We start from the raw sequence: 15221 nt of genomic DNA on the forward strand, positions 1-15221 counted from the left end.
AGTTATGGCAGTAAAAGAGAAAAAAGAGCTTCCTCCATTTGAATACCCGCAAGGCTACCAGCTGTTTGCTGGCGTGGATGAAGTAGGACGTGGCCCTTTGGTTGGCGACGTGGTGACTGCTGCGGTTATCCTCGATCCAAACAACCCAATTGAAGGCTTGAACGACTCAAAGAAATTATCTGAGAAAAAGCGTCTTGCGCTGCTTCCAGAAATCAAAGAGAAAGCTTTAGCGTGGTCTGTCGGTCGTTGCTCTCCACAAGAAATTGATGAGTTGAATATTCTGCAAGCGACGATGGTAGCTATGCAGCGAGCTATCGCAGGTTTGAGCGTTCAACCTGATATGGCGTTGATAGATGGAAACCGTGTCCCAGAACTGCCGATGGATGGTCTTGCGATTGTGAAGGGTGACTTGCGAGTGGCTGAAATCAGTGCGGCGTCTATTATCGCAAAAGTCGTTCGTGACCAAGAGATGGAAGATCTTGATAAACTTCATCCAGAGTTTGGTTTTGCTAAGCATAAAGGTTACCCGACCAAAGCGCATTTCGAAGCGATTGAAAAACATGGTGTAACCGAGCATTACCGAAAGAGCTTTAAGCCAGTAAAACGTATTCTTGGCATAGACTAGAGCTTTACGTTAACTAGAGCTTAGCATCGAATAAAGTTGCTAACTTGTATTAGAAAAAAATAGAATACACACAGTTGTAATCCTAGGCTCAAACCTAGAACTCAGGAAAAATAATGTCAGATCCAAAATTTGTTCACCTACGCGTACACAGTGACTTTTCGATGGTGGATGGCCTATCCAAGGTGCCACCATTAGTTAAAAAAGTCGCTGAAATGGGTATGCCTGCTCTAGCATTGACCGACTTTACCAACCTGTGTGGTTTGGTGAAGTTTTACGGTACTGCCCATGGGTGTGGGGTTAAACCTATTATTGGTGCTGACTTCTTGATGCAGTCTCCGGAATTCGGTGACGAGTTGACCAAGCTCACCGTTATCGCAACGGACAATAAAGGTTATAACAACCTAACGTTACTCATCTCAAAAGCCTACCTTCGTGGTCATGTTCAGCATCAGCCTGTTATTGATAAAGAGTGGCTAATTGAGAATGCAGAAGGCCTGATCATTCTATCGGGTGCGAAGGAAGGTGAGATCGGTAAAGCGTTACTGAAAGGTAACCGTGAACTGGTTGCAAGCAATGTCAAGTTTTACAAAACATACTTCCCTGATCGTTTTTACCTTGAGCTGATTCGTACCGGACGTCCGGATGAAGAGTCTTACCTGCACTTTGCGTTGGAACTGGCTGAGCAGGAAGACTTGCCTGTTGTTGCAACCAACGAAGTAGTATTCCTAACTGAAGACCTGTTTGATGCCCATGAAATCCGCGTGGCAATTCATGATGGTTTCACTATGGTCGATCCTCGTCGTCCTAAAAATTACAGCGCGCAACAGTATCTTCGTAGCGAAGAAGAGATGTGCGAGTTGTTCTCCGATATCCCTGAAGCACTTGAGAACAGTGTTGAGATTGCTAAGCGTTGTAATGTAACGGTTCGTCTGGGCGAGTACTTCCTGCCTAACTTCCCAACGGAAGGTTTGGCGATTGAAGACTTCTTGATCAAGAAATCTGAAGAAGGCCTTGAGCGACGTCTAGCGTTTCTATTCCCAGATGAAAAAGTGCGTGCTGAGCGCAGACCGGAATACGATGAGCGACTCAAGATTGAGCTCGAAGTTGTTAACAACATGGGTTTCCCAGGTTACTTCTTGATCGTAATGGAGTTCATCCAGTGGTCAAAAGACAACGATGTGCCAGTAGGTCCTGGCCGTGGTTCTGGTGCCGGCTCTCTAGTCGCTTACGCCTTGGATATCACCGATCTCGATCCACTTGAATACGATCTACTTTTCGAACGTTTCTTGAACCCAGAACGTGTATCCATGCCCGATTTCGATATCGACTTCTGTATGGATAAGCGTGACCAAGTTATTGATCACGTGGCTGAAATGTACGGTCGTGATGCCGTTTCTCAGATCATCACCTTTGGTACCATGGCGGCAAAAGCGGTAATCCGCGATGTAGGCCGTGTATTGGGCCACCCGTTTGGTTTCGTCGATCGAATTTCAAAGCTTGTACCGCCAGACCCGGGTATGACGCTAGAGAAAGCATTCCTTGCTGAACCTGCATTGCCAGAGCTTTACGATGGCGATGAAGAAGTTCGTGAGCTGATTGATAAGTGTCGCATCCTTGAAGGTTGTACGCGAAATGCCGGTAAGCACGCAGGTGGTGTTGTTATCTCACCCACCACGATCACCGATTTTGCGCCAATCTATGCCGACGCAGAAGGTAACTTCCCAGTAACGCAGTTCGATAAGAATGACGTTGAAACGGCTGGCTTGGTTAAGTTCGACTTCTTGGGGCTGCGTACCCTGACCATCATCGACTGGGCGTTAGGCCTAGTGAATCCACGTTTGAAGAAAGAGGGGAAAGAACCGGTTCGTATCGAGTCGATTCCTCTTGATGACCAAGCGTCATTTAACCTATTACAAAATTCTGAAACCACCGCGGTATTCCAGCTGGAATCGCGTGGTATGAAAGACCTTATCAAACGTCTACAGCCCGACTGTTTTGAAGATATTATCGCATTGGTAGCCCTGTTCCGTCCGGGTCCTCTGCAATCAGGCATGGTAGATAACTTTATCGACCGTAAACACGGCCGTGAAGCGGTTTCTTACCCTGATGAAACGTGGCAACACGAATCGCTGAAAGAGACGCTAGAACCTACGTACGGCATCATCCTGTATCAAGAGCAGGTAATGCAAATCGCACAGATCCTTGCTGGTTATACGCTTGGTGGAGCGGATATGTTGCGTCGTGCGATGGGTAAGAAAAAGCCAGAAGAGATGGCAAAGCAGCGTGGTACCTTTAAAGAGGGTGCTGAAGCCAATGGTGTTGATGGCGAGCTGGCCATGAAGATCTTTGACTTGGTAGAGAAATTTGCGGGCTACGGCTTTAACAAATCTCACTCCGCAGCATATGCACTGGTTTCTTATCAAACGCTATGGCTGAAAACGCACTACCCAGCGGAATTTATGGCTGCGGTAATGACGGCAGATATGGATAACACCGAGAAGGTTATTGGCCTTGTTGATGAATGTTTCCGTATGAAGCTCAAGCTTTTACCACCAGATATCAACTCGGGTCTGTACCGCTTTAACGTGGATGAAGATGGCGCGATTGTTTATGGCATCGGTGCGATCAAAGGGGTCGGTGAAGGCCCTATTGAAGCGATCATTGAAGCGCGAAATAAAGGTGGTTACTTTAAAGACTTATTCGACTTCTGTGCACGTCTTGATCTGAAGAAGGTTAATAAACGTGTTATCGAAAAGTTGATTCTATCCGGAGCCTTAGATAGATTAGGTCCTCACCGAGCGGCGATGATGGCATCTTTGAAAGATGCGGTGAAGGCAGCGAGTCAACATCACCATGCCGAGTCTTTTGGTCAATCTGATATGTTTGGCGTGTTGACCGACGCTCCGGAAGAGGTTGAACACAAGTATACCCAAGTGCCTAAATGGCCTGAGAAGGTTTGGCTTGAAGGTGAACGTGAAACGCTTGGTTTGTATTTAACGGGTCACCCGGTTAACGCTTACATCAAAGAGTTAGCGAAATACACCAGCTGTCGTTTGAAAGATGCCACGCCAACGCGTCGTGACCAATCACTAACAATTGCCGGTTTGGTGATTGCTGCGAGAGTAATGACGACGAAGCGCGGTACGCGAATCGGTTTGATGACACTTGATGACCGATCGGGCCGAATGGAAGTGATGTTGTTCTCGGATGCGCTCGATCGCTACGCAGAATTGCTCGAAAAAGACAAAATTGTGGTCGTTTCCGGACAGGTCAGCTTTGATGATTTCAATGGCGGGCTTAAAATGTCCGCGCGCGAGGTCATGGACTTAGGAAGCGCCCGTGAGAAATATGCTCGTGGGGTGTCGATATCTATCGACCAATCCCAAATTAACGGTCAATTTTTTGAACGCTTTAGTCAAATCTTAGAACCTTATAGAGCCGGAACGGTCCCAGTCAATGTATACTACCAGCGTGCCGACGCTAGAGCGCGGTTAACATTGGGCACAGAATGGCGTGTGACGCCAAGTGATACATTACTAGACGAATTAAAACAGCTGCTTGGAAATAGCCAAGTAGAACTCGAATTTAACTAAAATTTAGCTTCGCGAATGCGGAGCTGAATCAACAAGGATTCATAGATGAGCCTGAACTTTCTAGAATTTGAAAAGCCTATCGCTGAACTTGAAGCAAAAATCGAAGCGCTACGTGACGTTTCGCGTCACGGTGGTGACACAGCGGTAGATCTAGACAAAGAAATCGAACAACTAGAGAAAAAAAGCTTAGAGCTTAAACAGAAAATCTTTAGTGACTTAGGTGCATGGCAGGTAGCTCAACTTGCTCGTCACCCTCAACGTCCTTACACCAAAGATTACCTGGAGCATGCATTCACAGAGTTTGAAGAGATGGCGGGCGATCGCGCTTACGCTGACGACAAAGCTATTGTGGGTGGTATGGCTCGTCTAAATGGCCGTCCTGTTATGGTTATTGGTCACCAGAAAGGTCGTGAGACTAAAGAGAAAGTGATCCGTAACTTTGGTATGCCAAAGCCAGAAGGTTACCGTAAGGCGCTACGGCTAATGGAAACTGCTGAGCGTTTCAACATGCCTATTATTACTTTCATCGACACAGCGGGCGCATACCCAGGTGTTGGTGCTGAAGAGCGTGGTCAATCTGAAGCTATCGCTAAAAACCTAAAAGTGATGGCTGGCCTTTCAGTTCCTGTTATCTGTAACGTTGTGGGTGAAGGCGGTTCTGGTGGTGCACTAGCGATTGGTGTTGGTGACTACGTGAACATGCTTCAGTACTCTACGTACTCAGTAATCTCTCCAGAAGGTTGTGCTTCAATCTTATGGCGCGATTCAGATAAAGCACCACAAGCAGCTGAAGCGATGGGCCTGATTGCTCCTCGTCTTAAAGAGCTTGAGCTTATCGACGAAATCATTCCTGAGCCTCTAGGTGGCGCGCACCGCGACCCTGCACAAACCGCTCAAAACATGAAAGACATGTTAGTTAAACAGCTAGAAGAGCTAGAGCAGTTTGATAACGAAACGCTGCTTGAGCGTCGTTACCAGCGTCTAATGAGCTACGGCTACTGCTGATAACTTGCCTTAGCGATAAGGCTAGCTATACGAACAAATGATGAAAGGGTTGGACTCAGTGCCAACCCTTTTTTATTATTAAAACATTATCCCTTAACACACGATCTCTTGGTTTATTAGCCTCATGACACACTTAATTGATACCTTCACATCTGTACTTGATCAAAGCGCGCTTAAGCCTTGTCGGTTGATCGTCGCTTTCAGTGGTGGTGTCGATTCACGAGTGTTGTTAGAGTTGGCTGCCCAATTCGCTAAGTCCCATCACATCGATTGCTGTGCGGTACATGTTCACCACGGCTTAAGCAACAATGCTGATTATTGGGCAGAGCAGTGCAAAACATGGTGTGATGCTTTGTCGGTATCCTTGTTCATTGAACGAGTCTCGCTAGATATTAGCCGTGGAGAAAGCGTTGAAAAGCTGGCTCGAGACGCGCGATACCAAGCCCTTAAAAAGCATATTAGACAAGGTGATGTGTTAGTGACAGGCCAGCACATCGATGACCAAGTCGAGACCTTCTTGTTAGCTCTTAAGCGTGGCAGTGGTCCGAAAGGGCTCTCTTCAATGGCGAAAGTGATGCCATTTTCAGGTGCTCATATCGTTCGCCCACTGCTGTCGGTGACGAGAACGGATATTGAAGTGGCGGCGCGCGATATGGCTTTAACTTGGGTAGAAGATGAGAGTAATCAAGACGTTCGCTTTGACCGTAATTTTATTCGTCATCAAGTCACTCCGACACTGACCGAGCGTTGGCCTAGTTTTCGAGAATCGGTCAGTCGTAGTGCTCAGCTATGTGCAGAGCAAGAGTTACTGTTGGATGAGTTGTTAGAATCTCACTTACAACAAGCTTTGACTGAGAAGCACAGCTTAAGTATTGAGGTATTATCTCAGTACTCTGATTTACTGCGTGCACGCTTATTAAGAATGTGGCTGAGCCGCTGTAATCAACCGATGCCGAGCCAAAAGCAGCTCAAACTTATATGGGATGAGGTGGCATGTGCTCAGGCAGACGCCAACCCTAAGCTGGTGTTGAATGAGGTTGAGGTTAGACGTTTTAATCATCAGCTCCATGTCGTAAAAGAGACCAAAGACTTGTCGAACTGGCAAAGTGATATCTCGATGGAAGAGAGCTTAGTTTTGCCTGACGGTTTAGGGGAACTACACTTAACTTCAGCGGCGAGTGATGGTGTATCTAACCACTGTGATGCGCAACATTTTAGTCTCAACACAACGAGAGGAACACTGCGAGTGATATTTAACCCTGAGGGATTGTCAGCACACCCTGTTGGGCGCGGTCATAGCAGGAAGCTTAAGAAGTTGTTTCAAGAGTACCAAGTACCCAGTTGGTTAAGACGCAGAACGCCGATATTAATGGATGGCGATCGAGTGATCGCTGTTTTAGGCTTATTCGTAGATAAAAACTACGAAGGTCAAGATTGTGAAGCGCTTTGGAGCAAGTAGAAAAAGTTTATGTCACAATTCACCGTCACTTTAATAAAAATAATTAATGGAATATGCAATGAAGAAAATTACACTAGGATTAGTTCTTGGATTTGGACTATTGAGTGGTAACGCTCTGGCGGCTGATGTTGCTGCGGGTCAAGCTAAAGCAGCAATCTGTGCGGCATGTCATGGTGCAGACGGTATCGCAGTGATCCCTGGCTATCCAAACCTTAAAGGTCAAAACGAGCAATACATCGCTTCATCAATTAAGGCCTATAAGAATGGCCAGCGCACCGGCGGTTTGGCCGCTGTAATGCAGGCTCAAGCTTCAATGCTGAGTGATGAAGACATCGCGAATCTAGCCGCTTACTACGCAAGCCTTAAGTAAAACCTTCTCAAAGCGCTGATTAAACAAGATGATAAATTTCGAGCCAGAGCTTTAAAGCTCTGGCTTTTTTCATTGAATGTTTACTATAGCTAACCGATAATGAGCCATTCGCACAGTTTAAGGGATGAACATGAAAAAGATTGAAGCCATTATCAAGCCATTCAAACTTGATGATGTACGTGAAGCACTTGCAGAAGTGGGTATTACGGGTATGACAGTATCTGAAGTTAAAGGCTTTGGACGTCAAAAAGGTCATACTGAGCTATACCGCGGCGCAGAGTACATGGTCGACTTTTTACCTAAAGTGAAACTAGAAATCGTTGTGACCGACGAAGTGGCTGACCAATGTGTTGATACCATCATTGAGACGGCTCAAACAGGTAAAATTGGTGACGGTAAGATCTTCATTACTGAAGTTGAACGTGTGGTACGTATTCGTACTGGCGAAGAAGACGAAGACGCCGTATAAAAAAACTATTACCCTAAAAGGAGCGTTTATCGCTCCTTTTTCATCTCTGGTAGGGTGCTGTATGTTTAAGAAAACCATCATTGTTATCACGTTATTGATAACGCTTGCTGTCGTTAGTTTTCATTTTATCTTCGTGATCCCGAATAAACCCAACCTGATCATTTCCTCTCAAAGTACCAGTAACGACATCTACAGTTGCTACCAAAACTCTGCACCGAAAGCGATTGATGTGTCTGATGGCTTAGACATTACGGTGTGGAATATCTACAAGCAAAACCGAAATAATTGGCAGAGTGAGTTAAATAAGCTGTCGGCAGGTAGCGATTTAGTCTTGCTGCAAGAAGCTAGTATGACAGAAGGACTTCGCCAATGGGTAATGAGCGGACAGTGGGGAAGCACACGTGTTAATGCGTTTGAGGCCTTTGAGCAAAGTGCTGGGGTACTCAACCTAGCAACCCATTTACCGATTGAAGCGTGTGCTTATACTCATGAAGAACCTTGGCTTCAACTGCCTAAATCGGCGCTTTGGTCGCGTTACCAACTAAACAATGGCGAAGAGCTGGCTGTGATTAATATCCACGCTGTGAACTTTACCTTTGGTACGGAAGATTACGAGGCTCAGCTCAAGAGCTTAACTGACAATCTGCAAAAGTATCGTGGGCCGGTTATTTTTGCTGGGGACTTTAATAGCTGGAGTGAAGCTCGCTTTGCTGTATTGAAAGATGCGTTGGAGAAGGTTGGTTTGACGGAAGTTGCCTTTGAGCCAGATAACAGAACTCAGTTCATTACAGGACTGGTGCTCGACCATGTGTTCTATCGAGGGCTAGAGGTAGAAAAAGCAAAAGCGCCCATTACGGACGCTTCTGATCATAACCCTATGCGAGTGACCTTTAAGGCTAAATAGTGATTAGCTATTAGTCATTGGAACTTAACCATTCGCACGGTGGTTACCTTGGGAAATCTAACGGAACAATAGGCTAGAGAGTCTTCGCTAGCCTTATCTCTTCTACTTAAAAGATTAAAATGTAGAGCGCCCAGATTAGGTAGTAGCCAACCCATGGTAAGCCTGAAATCACAAGCGCTTGCCCGCGTTCAAACTCAGTCCACGTTAATACCGCAGCATAACCTAGCACGATGTACCATGGCAGAAGCAGTGGTAATGAGCTAGCAAACTGTGACCAATCATTAGTTAGCGGTAACTTGATCAAGCCATTTAAGCTGTTCAAGTCGGCAGCGTAGTTCATCACATGTCCATGCTTGAGTATTAGGCTTGCGTAGCTTGCTACATCACCTAAAACAGCTGGGAATATAACAACCGATGCCGCTGCAAACCATCGCCAAAAGCTGTGCTGATGTTGGCTTGGCTTGGTTGCTAGGTTAAACCAGAATGCCAATAGAACGATGGTTAATGTTCGGCCAAATACGTCGCTGATGATTTCACTTGCGAGTAAGGTATTGCTGTCAAGTAACGCCAATTGGTCAGGGTTCGTTTGAGCCAGTTGCTGCGAGAGCTCTGCACTTAACCATGCAAAATCTACATTCGAAAAATAAGCACCCCAAAACAAAAATGGGCTGAGCATTAATACGACGTAGGGTTGCCATCCCCAAGCACTTCGTTGATAAAGCGCTAAGAAACAAGCTGTTGGCGAACGGAATATATCCAACAGCATGACGAGTGGGTTACTTGACGGGTTCATACACTTACCTTAGTTACATCAACATACAGCTTCAGTTTTTGTCCTGGCTGTAGGTATTTTTTGTTCTGCAAAGTGTTCCATTTTACAACATCTGTACTTTTTACTTTGAACTTTGATGCAATACCGCTGACTGTGTCACCTGATCTTACGTTATAAAAGATCGTACGGATGATGGCGCCGTCTGAGCCGTTCTTCCAAATGACCAGTTCTTGACCAACTCTAAGCGTGTCGCGTGGTCCCATGCCATTCCACTTAGCCAGTGATTGATGAGAGACCTTATTTGCGCGTGCAATCGTCCATAGGCTGTCACCACTTCTTACAGTATGGCTGAGCTTATATTGACCACGACTCTTCGACTGTGTGCTTGCTAGGCGGTTTGAGGCGCTTAGGGCGTATGTCTTGTCGTCTTTGGTGGATGTTGGGATAAGTAAGTGCTGGCCAATACGAATATTGTTGTTGCTCAAACCGTTTGCAGAGCGGATCACTTTGCTGGTGGTGTTATATTTGCTTGCCAGTACGCTAATGCTGTCACCAGATTGAACCTTGTAACGCACCAACTTCATGCCTTTGCCTTTATTGGCAGCGACTTCTTTGTTGAATTTCTCAACTGAATCTAAAGGAAGTAATAGTTGTTGGTGTTTCTCTGGTGCCGTTGCCCATTGGTTGTAAGCCGGGTTGTAACCTTGAAGTTCTTTGACAGGAATGCCTGCGTAGTTCGCAGCAATGGCTAAATCAAGCTGTTCTTCAGGGTTAACCAGAGTCAGCACTGGCTTATTCGGGATCGCCGGAATATCGATGCCATACTTTTCTTGGTTGGCAATGACATCTGCTAGAGCAAGCAGTTTAGGTACATAGCTGCTGGTCTCTTTTGGTAAGTCCAAAGAGAAAAAGTCGATTGGCTTGCCAAGCTTCTTGTTCTTGCGGATTGCGCTGTTTACTCGACCACCACCACTGTTATAGGCAGCAATCGCATGATTCCAGTCGCCATCGAAACGTCGGTTAAGATCTGAGAGGAAGTCCAATGCGGCGTCGGTAGAGGCGGCAACATCGCGGCGGCCGTCATACCAAAAGTTCTGTTCAAGCCCGTAGTCTTTGCCAGTGCCTGAAATGAATTGCCATAGACCAGCAGCACTGCCATGAGAGTAGGCAAACGCATCGAAAGAGCTTTCTACAACGGGTAGTAGTGCCAATTCTAGTGGTAAGCCTTTTTCTTCAATCTTAGTCGTGATCAGATACAAGAAAGGTTCAGCACGCTTTGATACTGTTTTTAGATGACTCGGGTGCTTGAGATACCAAGTTCGGTAGTAGTCGACCTTCTTTTGGTCTGGCACTTCCATTTCAAGTTGCATCGCAATGCGTTTCCAAACATCTTCTTGTGTTTGTGGAGTAACGACAGGTGCTTCAACTTTTTGATCTTCTTTGGCTGTTGCTTCTGATGAAACGTTCGCTTGAGAAACTTCTTTAGTAGGAGATGTGTTGGTTTGCTCGGAAGCTTGGTCTGGATTCTCTGACTGAGTTAATTGGCAACCAGAAAGTAGTAATACCAAAGCCCAGCTGTACTTAACTCGCATGTTACAGCCTTTTTAATTAACGGCCGATGATAATACTTGCCACCCCCTATGAGTGACAAGTCTGTATTTGTTAAAATTCGTTCTTCCACGCACGTAAAGCGGTGAATACCGATAAAGGATCGGTCTGCTCGGTGCGATTAGACACTGATTTCACTACACTTGGCTCGGTATAGCGCAGGAAGGGGTTCACAAACTTCTCTTGTCTCAAATTTGTGGGGATGGTCGACTTATTTTGAGCGCGAAGTCGGTTCACTTGGTCGCGATATTGCTGCAAATGTTGGTTATCAGGCTCTACGGCTAATGCGAAAGCGATATTGGCTGCAGTGTACTCATGTGCACAATAAACTTCGGTTTCTTGAGGCAGAGCCGTGATCTTATTCAGTGCATCGAACATCTGTTGTGGTGTGCCTTCCATGATTCGGCCACAGCCCGCAGAGAACAACACATCACCACAAAACAGTTTGGCATCGCCCACATAACCAATATGACCCGCAGTATGGCCACTGAGCCCTAGGACGAGGAATACTTCGCCAAACAGTTCTAATTGATCACCATCATCGACCGGATGAGTTAAGGTAGGGATAGGTTCATTCCTTGGACCGACAACATCCACGCCGGGAAATTGTCTAACGAGTTCTGGAACACCACCAATGTGATCGTGGTGGTGGTGTGTAATCAAGATTGCATCTAAAGTTAGCTCATGGTGTGCCAAGTACTCTAATACTGGAGCCGCATCACCAGGGTCGACGACAGCACAACGGCGATCGCTATTTTGAATCAGCCAGATGTAATTGTCGTTAAATGCAGGTATGCTTTTGATATGTAACATTATTGGTTCTCCAGTCACTATTAGTGCGACAGAATAAGTGAGACAGATTATTGATGAAGCCAGCACGTAGCAGAAAGAAGTTTGAACGTCCTTACACTTGGGCGCAATTGCACAATGGGGACTGGTTGAGAGAATCTATTCAAACTCGACTCGATGAGTGGTGCCCAAAGCTATTTGGTTACCATATGCTCAAGCTCGGTGGCCTCAGTAGTGAGATTTCTAGCTGCACATGCAACATTCAACATCAAGTAAACCTAGATATCCAGAACCCATTACATAATGTGATAGCGGATGGCTATAATTTACCCTTTTTGGAGAAAAGCTTTGATGTTGTAGTACTGAGTCATCACCTAGATTATAGCAATGACCCGCATCGCTTATTGAGAGAAGTCGACCGAGTGATGATGGACGATGGCTATATCATTATCACGGGCTTCAACCCAATCAGTGTCACTGGGCTTGCCAGTTTGATGCCTTGGCGAAAGAACAGCTTGCCTTGGAGTGGGCGTATGTACACGCCAAGTCGAATTAAAGACTGGTTAGGTGTACTTAACTATGAAGTAATTCATTGTGACACCTACGCGCTGTTTCCGATGAGTAAGTATCAAGCGATGTGGACGTGGTTGGAGAACAGCTTAGGTGGTTGTGCATCCTTCGCCGGAAGCCAATACTTTATTGTTGCTCGCAAGCGTACTTACCCGCTAAAACCCATCAAACCACATTGGCACCTTAAGCGACGTTTCTCGCCTGTTGGGGCAAGTTTTAGAACCAATACGCGCCGTACAATGGATTCAGCCAAAGCGTCATATCCGCTAAAAACAGAAAAAGCCGATTAGTTGTCGGCTTTTCATCTATCAATTCGATTGAGAAATTGTCAATTAGTTTAAGAAATTATAAATCGCTTTCTGAAATGTGCGTCTAATTAAAAAGACGATTAGCTTGGTTGATAGCCCGTATCTTCTAGAGTCGGATTCTCCGCTGCATTTCGCGCTAAATCATCACACATTTCGTTTTCTCTGTGTCCGGCGTGTCCTTTTACCCAGCGCCAATCAACGTTATGGCGAGCGGTTTCTTTATCGAGCCTTTGCCACAGATCGGCATTTTTAACCGGTTTCTTGTCGGCTGTTTTCCAGTCACGCTTTTTCCAGTTATGAATCCACTGTGTGATGCCTTGACGCACGTATTGGCTATCTGTGGTCAGAATCACAGAGCAAGGTTCTTTGAGGGTTTGCAGAGCCACGACAGCGGCGAGCATTTCCATACGGTTATTGGTTGTTAGCGTGAAACCTTCTGCTAGCGTCTTCTCGACTTTTTTGTAGCGAAGTACGATGCCATAGCCGCCGGGACCAGGGTTGCCTAAACAAGAACCATCAGTGAAAATTTCAACTTGTTTCGTCATGATTTGATACTATTACCTCAAGCACATTATCGGCATAGTCTGACACAGTTATCCTTATGAATACCAGTAGCACTCCAGAACAAAGCACGAACGAAAAAAACAGTTCGAACGAAAATAAGCGCATTGTTGTACTCGATACCGAAACCACCGGTATGAATACAGAAGGTGGCCCTCACTATATGGGTCACCGCATCGTTGAAATTGGTGCAGTAGAGATCATCAACCGTAGGTTGACCGGGCGTCATTTTCACGTCTACATAAAACCTGATCGTGCGATTCAAGAAGAGGCGATTGGCGTTCACGGTATTACCGATGAGTTCTTGATTGATAAGCCTGAATATCAAGACATACATAAAGAGTTTCTCGACTTTATAAAAGGTGCAGAGCTGGTGGCTCATAACGCGCCCTTCGATACCGGCTTTATGGACTATGAGTTTGAGAAGCTTAATCCAGCGATAGGTAAAACGGATGACTACTGTAAAGTTACCGATACCTTGGCGATGGCGAAGAAGATATTCCCAGGTAAAAGAAACAACCTAGATATCTTATGTGACCGTTACGGTATTGATAACTCGCACCGTACTCTCCACGGCGCATTACTCGATGCGGAGATCCTAGCCGACGTCTACTTATTGATGACGGGTGGCCAAACTTCGCTGCAATTTAACGCTGGTCAACAGGAAGGCGAAGCCGAAAGCATACGAAGAGTAGAAAGTGGTCGAAAATCCCTAAAGGTTTTACGAGCTACGGCCGATGAAGTAGAAGCGCATCAAAGTCGTTTAGATCTCGTCGAGAAAAGCGGAAGCTGCCTCTGGCGTCAGTAGGGAGAGAGTATGTTAAGGGTATTGGCTACCGGTTGTTTATTGCTGTTAAGCTTTAGCTTGCATGCGGCAACAGAATCCGTAATGAGTTTATTGGACAACCGTTTTCGAGTTGATTCCAGTATTGAACAAGTCACCTTTGTGATTTATCGAGCCGATAACTCTAAACCTGTCGTTTTGGTTCGTCCTGATGGCAAGAAATACTACTCTTGGCGCAATGCTGATAATGTCCGTTGGTACGAAGAGTCGTCCATGGACATTATATCTATCGACAATCCGATGCCCGGCCCTTGGCAAGCGATAGGTAAAGTTTCCCCTAAGAACAATATCAAGCTGCTGTCTCATCTTGTTTTGGATGCTAATGAGTTCCCAGATAAGTTGTATCAAACAGAGCGCATCAAATTTACCGCTCGACTGACTTCTGATGGCAAGCCACTGGTGCTGCGCGATTTTCTCGATCGCGTGAAGCTTAAGGTTACCTTTACTAAGTTTGTTGAAAACGAAGAGTCTTTGGTGAGAGAAGCGCGCCCGGTGCCGGTTGTGATGGGCGAGTTTGCCGATGATGGCGCTGATCTTGATGAAAAGGCCGGAGATGGTGTGTTCACTGTCTCTTTGCCAATTGATATCGAGCCCGGTAAATACCGAGCGCGTATTACCTCTGGTAATGGCGTGTTCCTGCGAGCGCAAGAGCAAGAAGTCTTGGTTTACCCAACACCGATCACTAGCACCTTCATTCAATCACGAAAAGAGGGTTTACCTCATACTATTGTGGTGTCTGGTGAACAGGGGATGATCGCACCGAGCTCGTTAGCGGTTCATGTTGAGCACAAGGCTCCTGATGAATATGTGATGTACAAGCAGGGGCAAGCTGAAGTCGACGCAATGAAAGTCGCTTTAGAGGTGCCTTATAATGGCGATTTAGGAATTTATAATTGGTCAGGGATGGTTTATGCCACTGATGCTTCAAGTCAGCGCCCGCTGATTTTTCCAATTACCGAGCAGTCGTACAGCGTTGTTGAAGATATCGACTTAGCAGAGTCACGACGTCTTCAAGAAGAAGCTCTTGCTGAACAGAAGCGTATCGCAACAGAGTTTATGATCCTTCAAAAACGTGAAGATGACAGACAGCGCAGTATGATCATTATTGCGGTGGGTAATGTGGTCGCTATTCTATTGGGCTTATTGATTTGGTTTGTGGTTCGTAAGGTCAAGGCGAAGAAAAAAGCGTTACCTGAGATGCAGCTCAAGGCGCCCAAGTAACTCGCTTAGATGATTAGATTGTCTAGAGAGAATAAGCTGCTAGATAAAGCATTGGAATTTGTGGCAACGAAATCATGAACAAAAAAACGGGACTCATAGTAGTCCCGTTTTTGTTTCTTTTTC

The 15221-nt window shown here is 45.8% G+C and carries 14 protein-coding genes; 10 read left to right on the top strand and 4 right to left on the bottom strand.

Annotated elements, in window-relative coordinates; genetic code table 11:
• The first annotated feature begins 4 nt into the window (after positions 1 to 4).
• The 7 genes from rnhB to A136_RS16140 all read left to right on the top strand — a co-directional run bounded on the left by rnhB (position 5) and on the right by A136_RS16140 (position 8425).
• A complete protein-coding gene (gene rnhB, locus A136_RS16110) occupies positions 5 to 625 on the top strand; it encodes a ribonuclease HII (protein ID WP_017063371.1) in 621 nt (206 codons plus the stop codon).
• A gap of 113 nt (positions 626 to 738) precedes the next feature.
• A complete protein-coding gene (gene dnaE, locus A136_RS16115; protein ID WP_017063372.1) occupies positions 739 to 4218 on the top strand; it encodes a DNA polymerase III subunit alpha in 3480 nt (1159 codons plus the stop codon).
• A gap of 45 nt (positions 4219 to 4263) precedes the next feature.
• Positions 4264 to 5223: an acetyl-CoA carboxylase carboxyl transferase subunit alpha gene (gene accA, locus A136_RS16120; RefSeq protein ID WP_017060731.1), complete on the top strand. Its 960-nt coding sequence runs from the start codon at positions 4264 to 4266 to the stop codon at positions 5221 to 5223.
• A gap of 124 nt (positions 5224 to 5347) precedes the next feature.
• Complete coding sequence (gene tilS / locus A136_RS16125) at positions 5348 to 6682, top strand: tRNA lysidine(34) synthetase TilS (RefSeq protein WP_017060730.1); 1335 nt, start codon at positions 5348 to 5350, stop codon at positions 6680 to 6682.
• 46 nt (positions 6683 to 6728) lie between these two features.
• Entirely contained in the window at positions 6729 to 7052 is a 324-nt protein-coding gene (locus A136_RS16130) for a c-type cytochrome (protein WP_170791809.1), read from the top strand.
• Positions 7053 to 7182: 130 nt separating this feature from the next.
• The gene (gene glnB, locus A136_RS16135; RefSeq protein WP_017063373.1) at positions 7183 to 7521 is read left to right on the top strand and encodes a nitrogen regulatory protein P-II; all 339 of its coding nucleotides are present in this window, start codon (positions 7183 to 7185) and stop codon (positions 7519 to 7521) included.
• 61 nt (positions 7522 to 7582) lie between these two features.
• Positions 7583 to 8425, top strand: a complete 843-nt coding sequence (locus A136_RS16140) for an endonuclease/exonuclease/phosphatase family protein (protein WP_017060728.1) — start codon at positions 7583 to 7585, stop codon at positions 8423 to 8425.
• 106 nt (positions 8426 to 8531) lie between these two features.
• Here the strand turns inward: A136_RS16140 and A136_RS16145 are convergent, their stop codons facing one another.
• The 3 genes from A136_RS16145 to gloB form a co-directional block, all read right to left on the bottom strand.
• Entirely contained in the window at positions 8532 to 9218 is a 687-nt protein-coding gene (locus A136_RS16145) for a YIP1 family protein (RefSeq protein WP_017060727.1), read from the bottom strand.
• On the bottom strand, positions 9215 to 10789 hold the full coding sequence (locus tag A136_RS16150; protein WP_017063374.1) for a LysM peptidoglycan-binding domain-containing protein: 1575 nt from the start codon (positions 10787 to 10789) through the stop codon (positions 9215 to 9217). Before A136_RS16150 ends, A136_RS16145 begins: the two co-directional genes overlap by 4 nt.
• 70 nt (positions 10790 to 10859) lie before the next feature.
• Entirely contained in the window at positions 10860 to 11618 is a 759-nt protein-coding gene (gene gloB / locus A136_RS16155) for a hydroxyacylglutathione hydrolase (RefSeq protein ID WP_017060725.1), read from the bottom strand.
• A 53-nt stretch (positions 11619 to 11671) separates the two neighbouring features.
• On the opposite strand from gloB, the gene A136_RS16160 reads away from it, so the two are divergent.
• Positions 11672 to 12454 (top strand): class I SAM-dependent methyltransferase, encoded by a 783-nt coding sequence (locus A136_RS16160; protein WP_017063375.1) that lies wholly within the window; start codon positions 11672 to 11674, stop codon positions 12452 to 12454.
• A gap of 98 nt (positions 12455 to 12552) precedes the next feature.
• Here A136_RS16160 and rnhA read toward each other — a convergent pair whose 3' ends face one another.
• Complete coding sequence (rnhA, locus tag A136_RS16165; RefSeq protein WP_017063376.1) at positions 12553 to 13017, bottom strand: ribonuclease HI; 465 nt, start codon at positions 13015 to 13017, stop codon at positions 12553 to 12555.
• Positions 13018 to 13073: 56 nt separating this feature from the next.
• On the opposite strand from rnhA, the gene dnaQ reads away from it, so the two are divergent.
• Entirely contained in the window at positions 13074 to 13841 is a 768-nt protein-coding gene (gene dnaQ, locus A136_RS16170) for a DNA polymerase III subunit epsilon (RefSeq protein ID WP_017060722.1), read from the top strand.
• A 9-nt stretch (positions 13842 to 13850) separates the two neighbouring features.
• On the top strand, positions 13851 to 15098 hold the full coding sequence (locus tag A136_RS16175; protein WP_017063377.1) for a TIGR03503 family protein: 1248 nt from the start codon (positions 13851 to 13853) through the stop codon (positions 15096 to 15098).
• The last annotated feature ends 123 nt before the right edge of the window (positions 15099 to 15221 follow it).

The sequence above is a fragment of the Vibrio crassostreae 9ZC13 genome (assembly GCF_000272045.2).
GTDB classification, from domain to species: domain Bacteria; phylum Pseudomonadota; class Gammaproteobacteria; order Enterobacterales; family Vibrionaceae; genus Vibrio; species Vibrio crassostreae_C.

Excerpts from the sequence above, each read along its gene's own strand:
- A136_RS16140 (WP_017060728.1), top strand. The coding sequence starts at position 7,583 with ATGTTTAAGAAAACCATCATTGTTATCACGTTATTGATAACGCTTGCT.
- accA (WP_017060731.1), top strand. The coding sequence starts at position 4,264 with ATGAGCCTGAACTTTCTAGAATTTGAAAAGCCTATCGCTGAACTTGAA.
- dnaQ (WP_017060722.1), top strand. The coding sequence starts at position 13,074 with ATGAATACCAGTAGCACTCCAGAACAAAGCACGAACGAAAAAAACAGT.
- glnB (WP_017063373.1), top strand. The coding sequence starts at position 7,183 with ATGAAAAAGATTGAAGCCATTATCAAGCCATTCAAACTTGATGATGTA.
- rnhA (WP_017063376.1), bottom strand. The coding sequence starts at position 13,017 with ATGACGAAACAAGTTGAAATTTTCACTGATGGTTCTTGTTTAGGCAAC.
- gloB (WP_017060725.1), bottom strand. The coding sequence starts at position 11,618 with ATGTTACATATCAAAAGCATACCTGCATTTAACGACAATTACATCTGG.
- A136_RS16130 (WP_170791809.1), top strand. The coding sequence starts at position 6,729 with ATGGAATATGCAATGAAGAAAATTACACTAGGATTAGTTCTTGGATTT.
- A136_RS16145 (WP_017060727.1), bottom strand. The coding sequence starts at position 9,218 with ATGAACCCGTCAAGTAACCCACTCGTCATGCTGTTGGATATATTCCGT.
- rnhB (WP_017063371.1), top strand. The coding sequence starts at position 5 with ATGGCAGTAAAAGAGAAAAAAGAGCTTCCTCCATTTGAATACCCGCAA.
- A136_RS16150 (WP_017063374.1), bottom strand. The coding sequence starts at position 10,789 with ATGCGAGTTAAGTACAGCTGGGCTTTGGTATTACTACTTTCTGGTTGC.
- A136_RS16160 (WP_017063375.1), top strand. The coding sequence starts at position 11,672 with ATGAAGCCAGCACGTAGCAGAAAGAAGTTTGAACGTCCTTACACTTGG.
- dnaE (WP_017063372.1), top strand. The coding sequence starts at position 739 with ATGTCAGATCCAAAATTTGTTCACCTACGCGTACACAGTGACTTTTCG.
- tilS (WP_017060730.1), top strand. The coding sequence starts at position 5,348 with ATGACACACTTAATTGATACCTTCACATCTGTACTTGATCAAAGCGCG.
- A136_RS16175 (WP_017063377.1), top strand. The coding sequence starts at position 13,851 with ATGTTAAGGGTATTGGCTACCGGTTGTTTATTGCTGTTAAGCTTTAGC.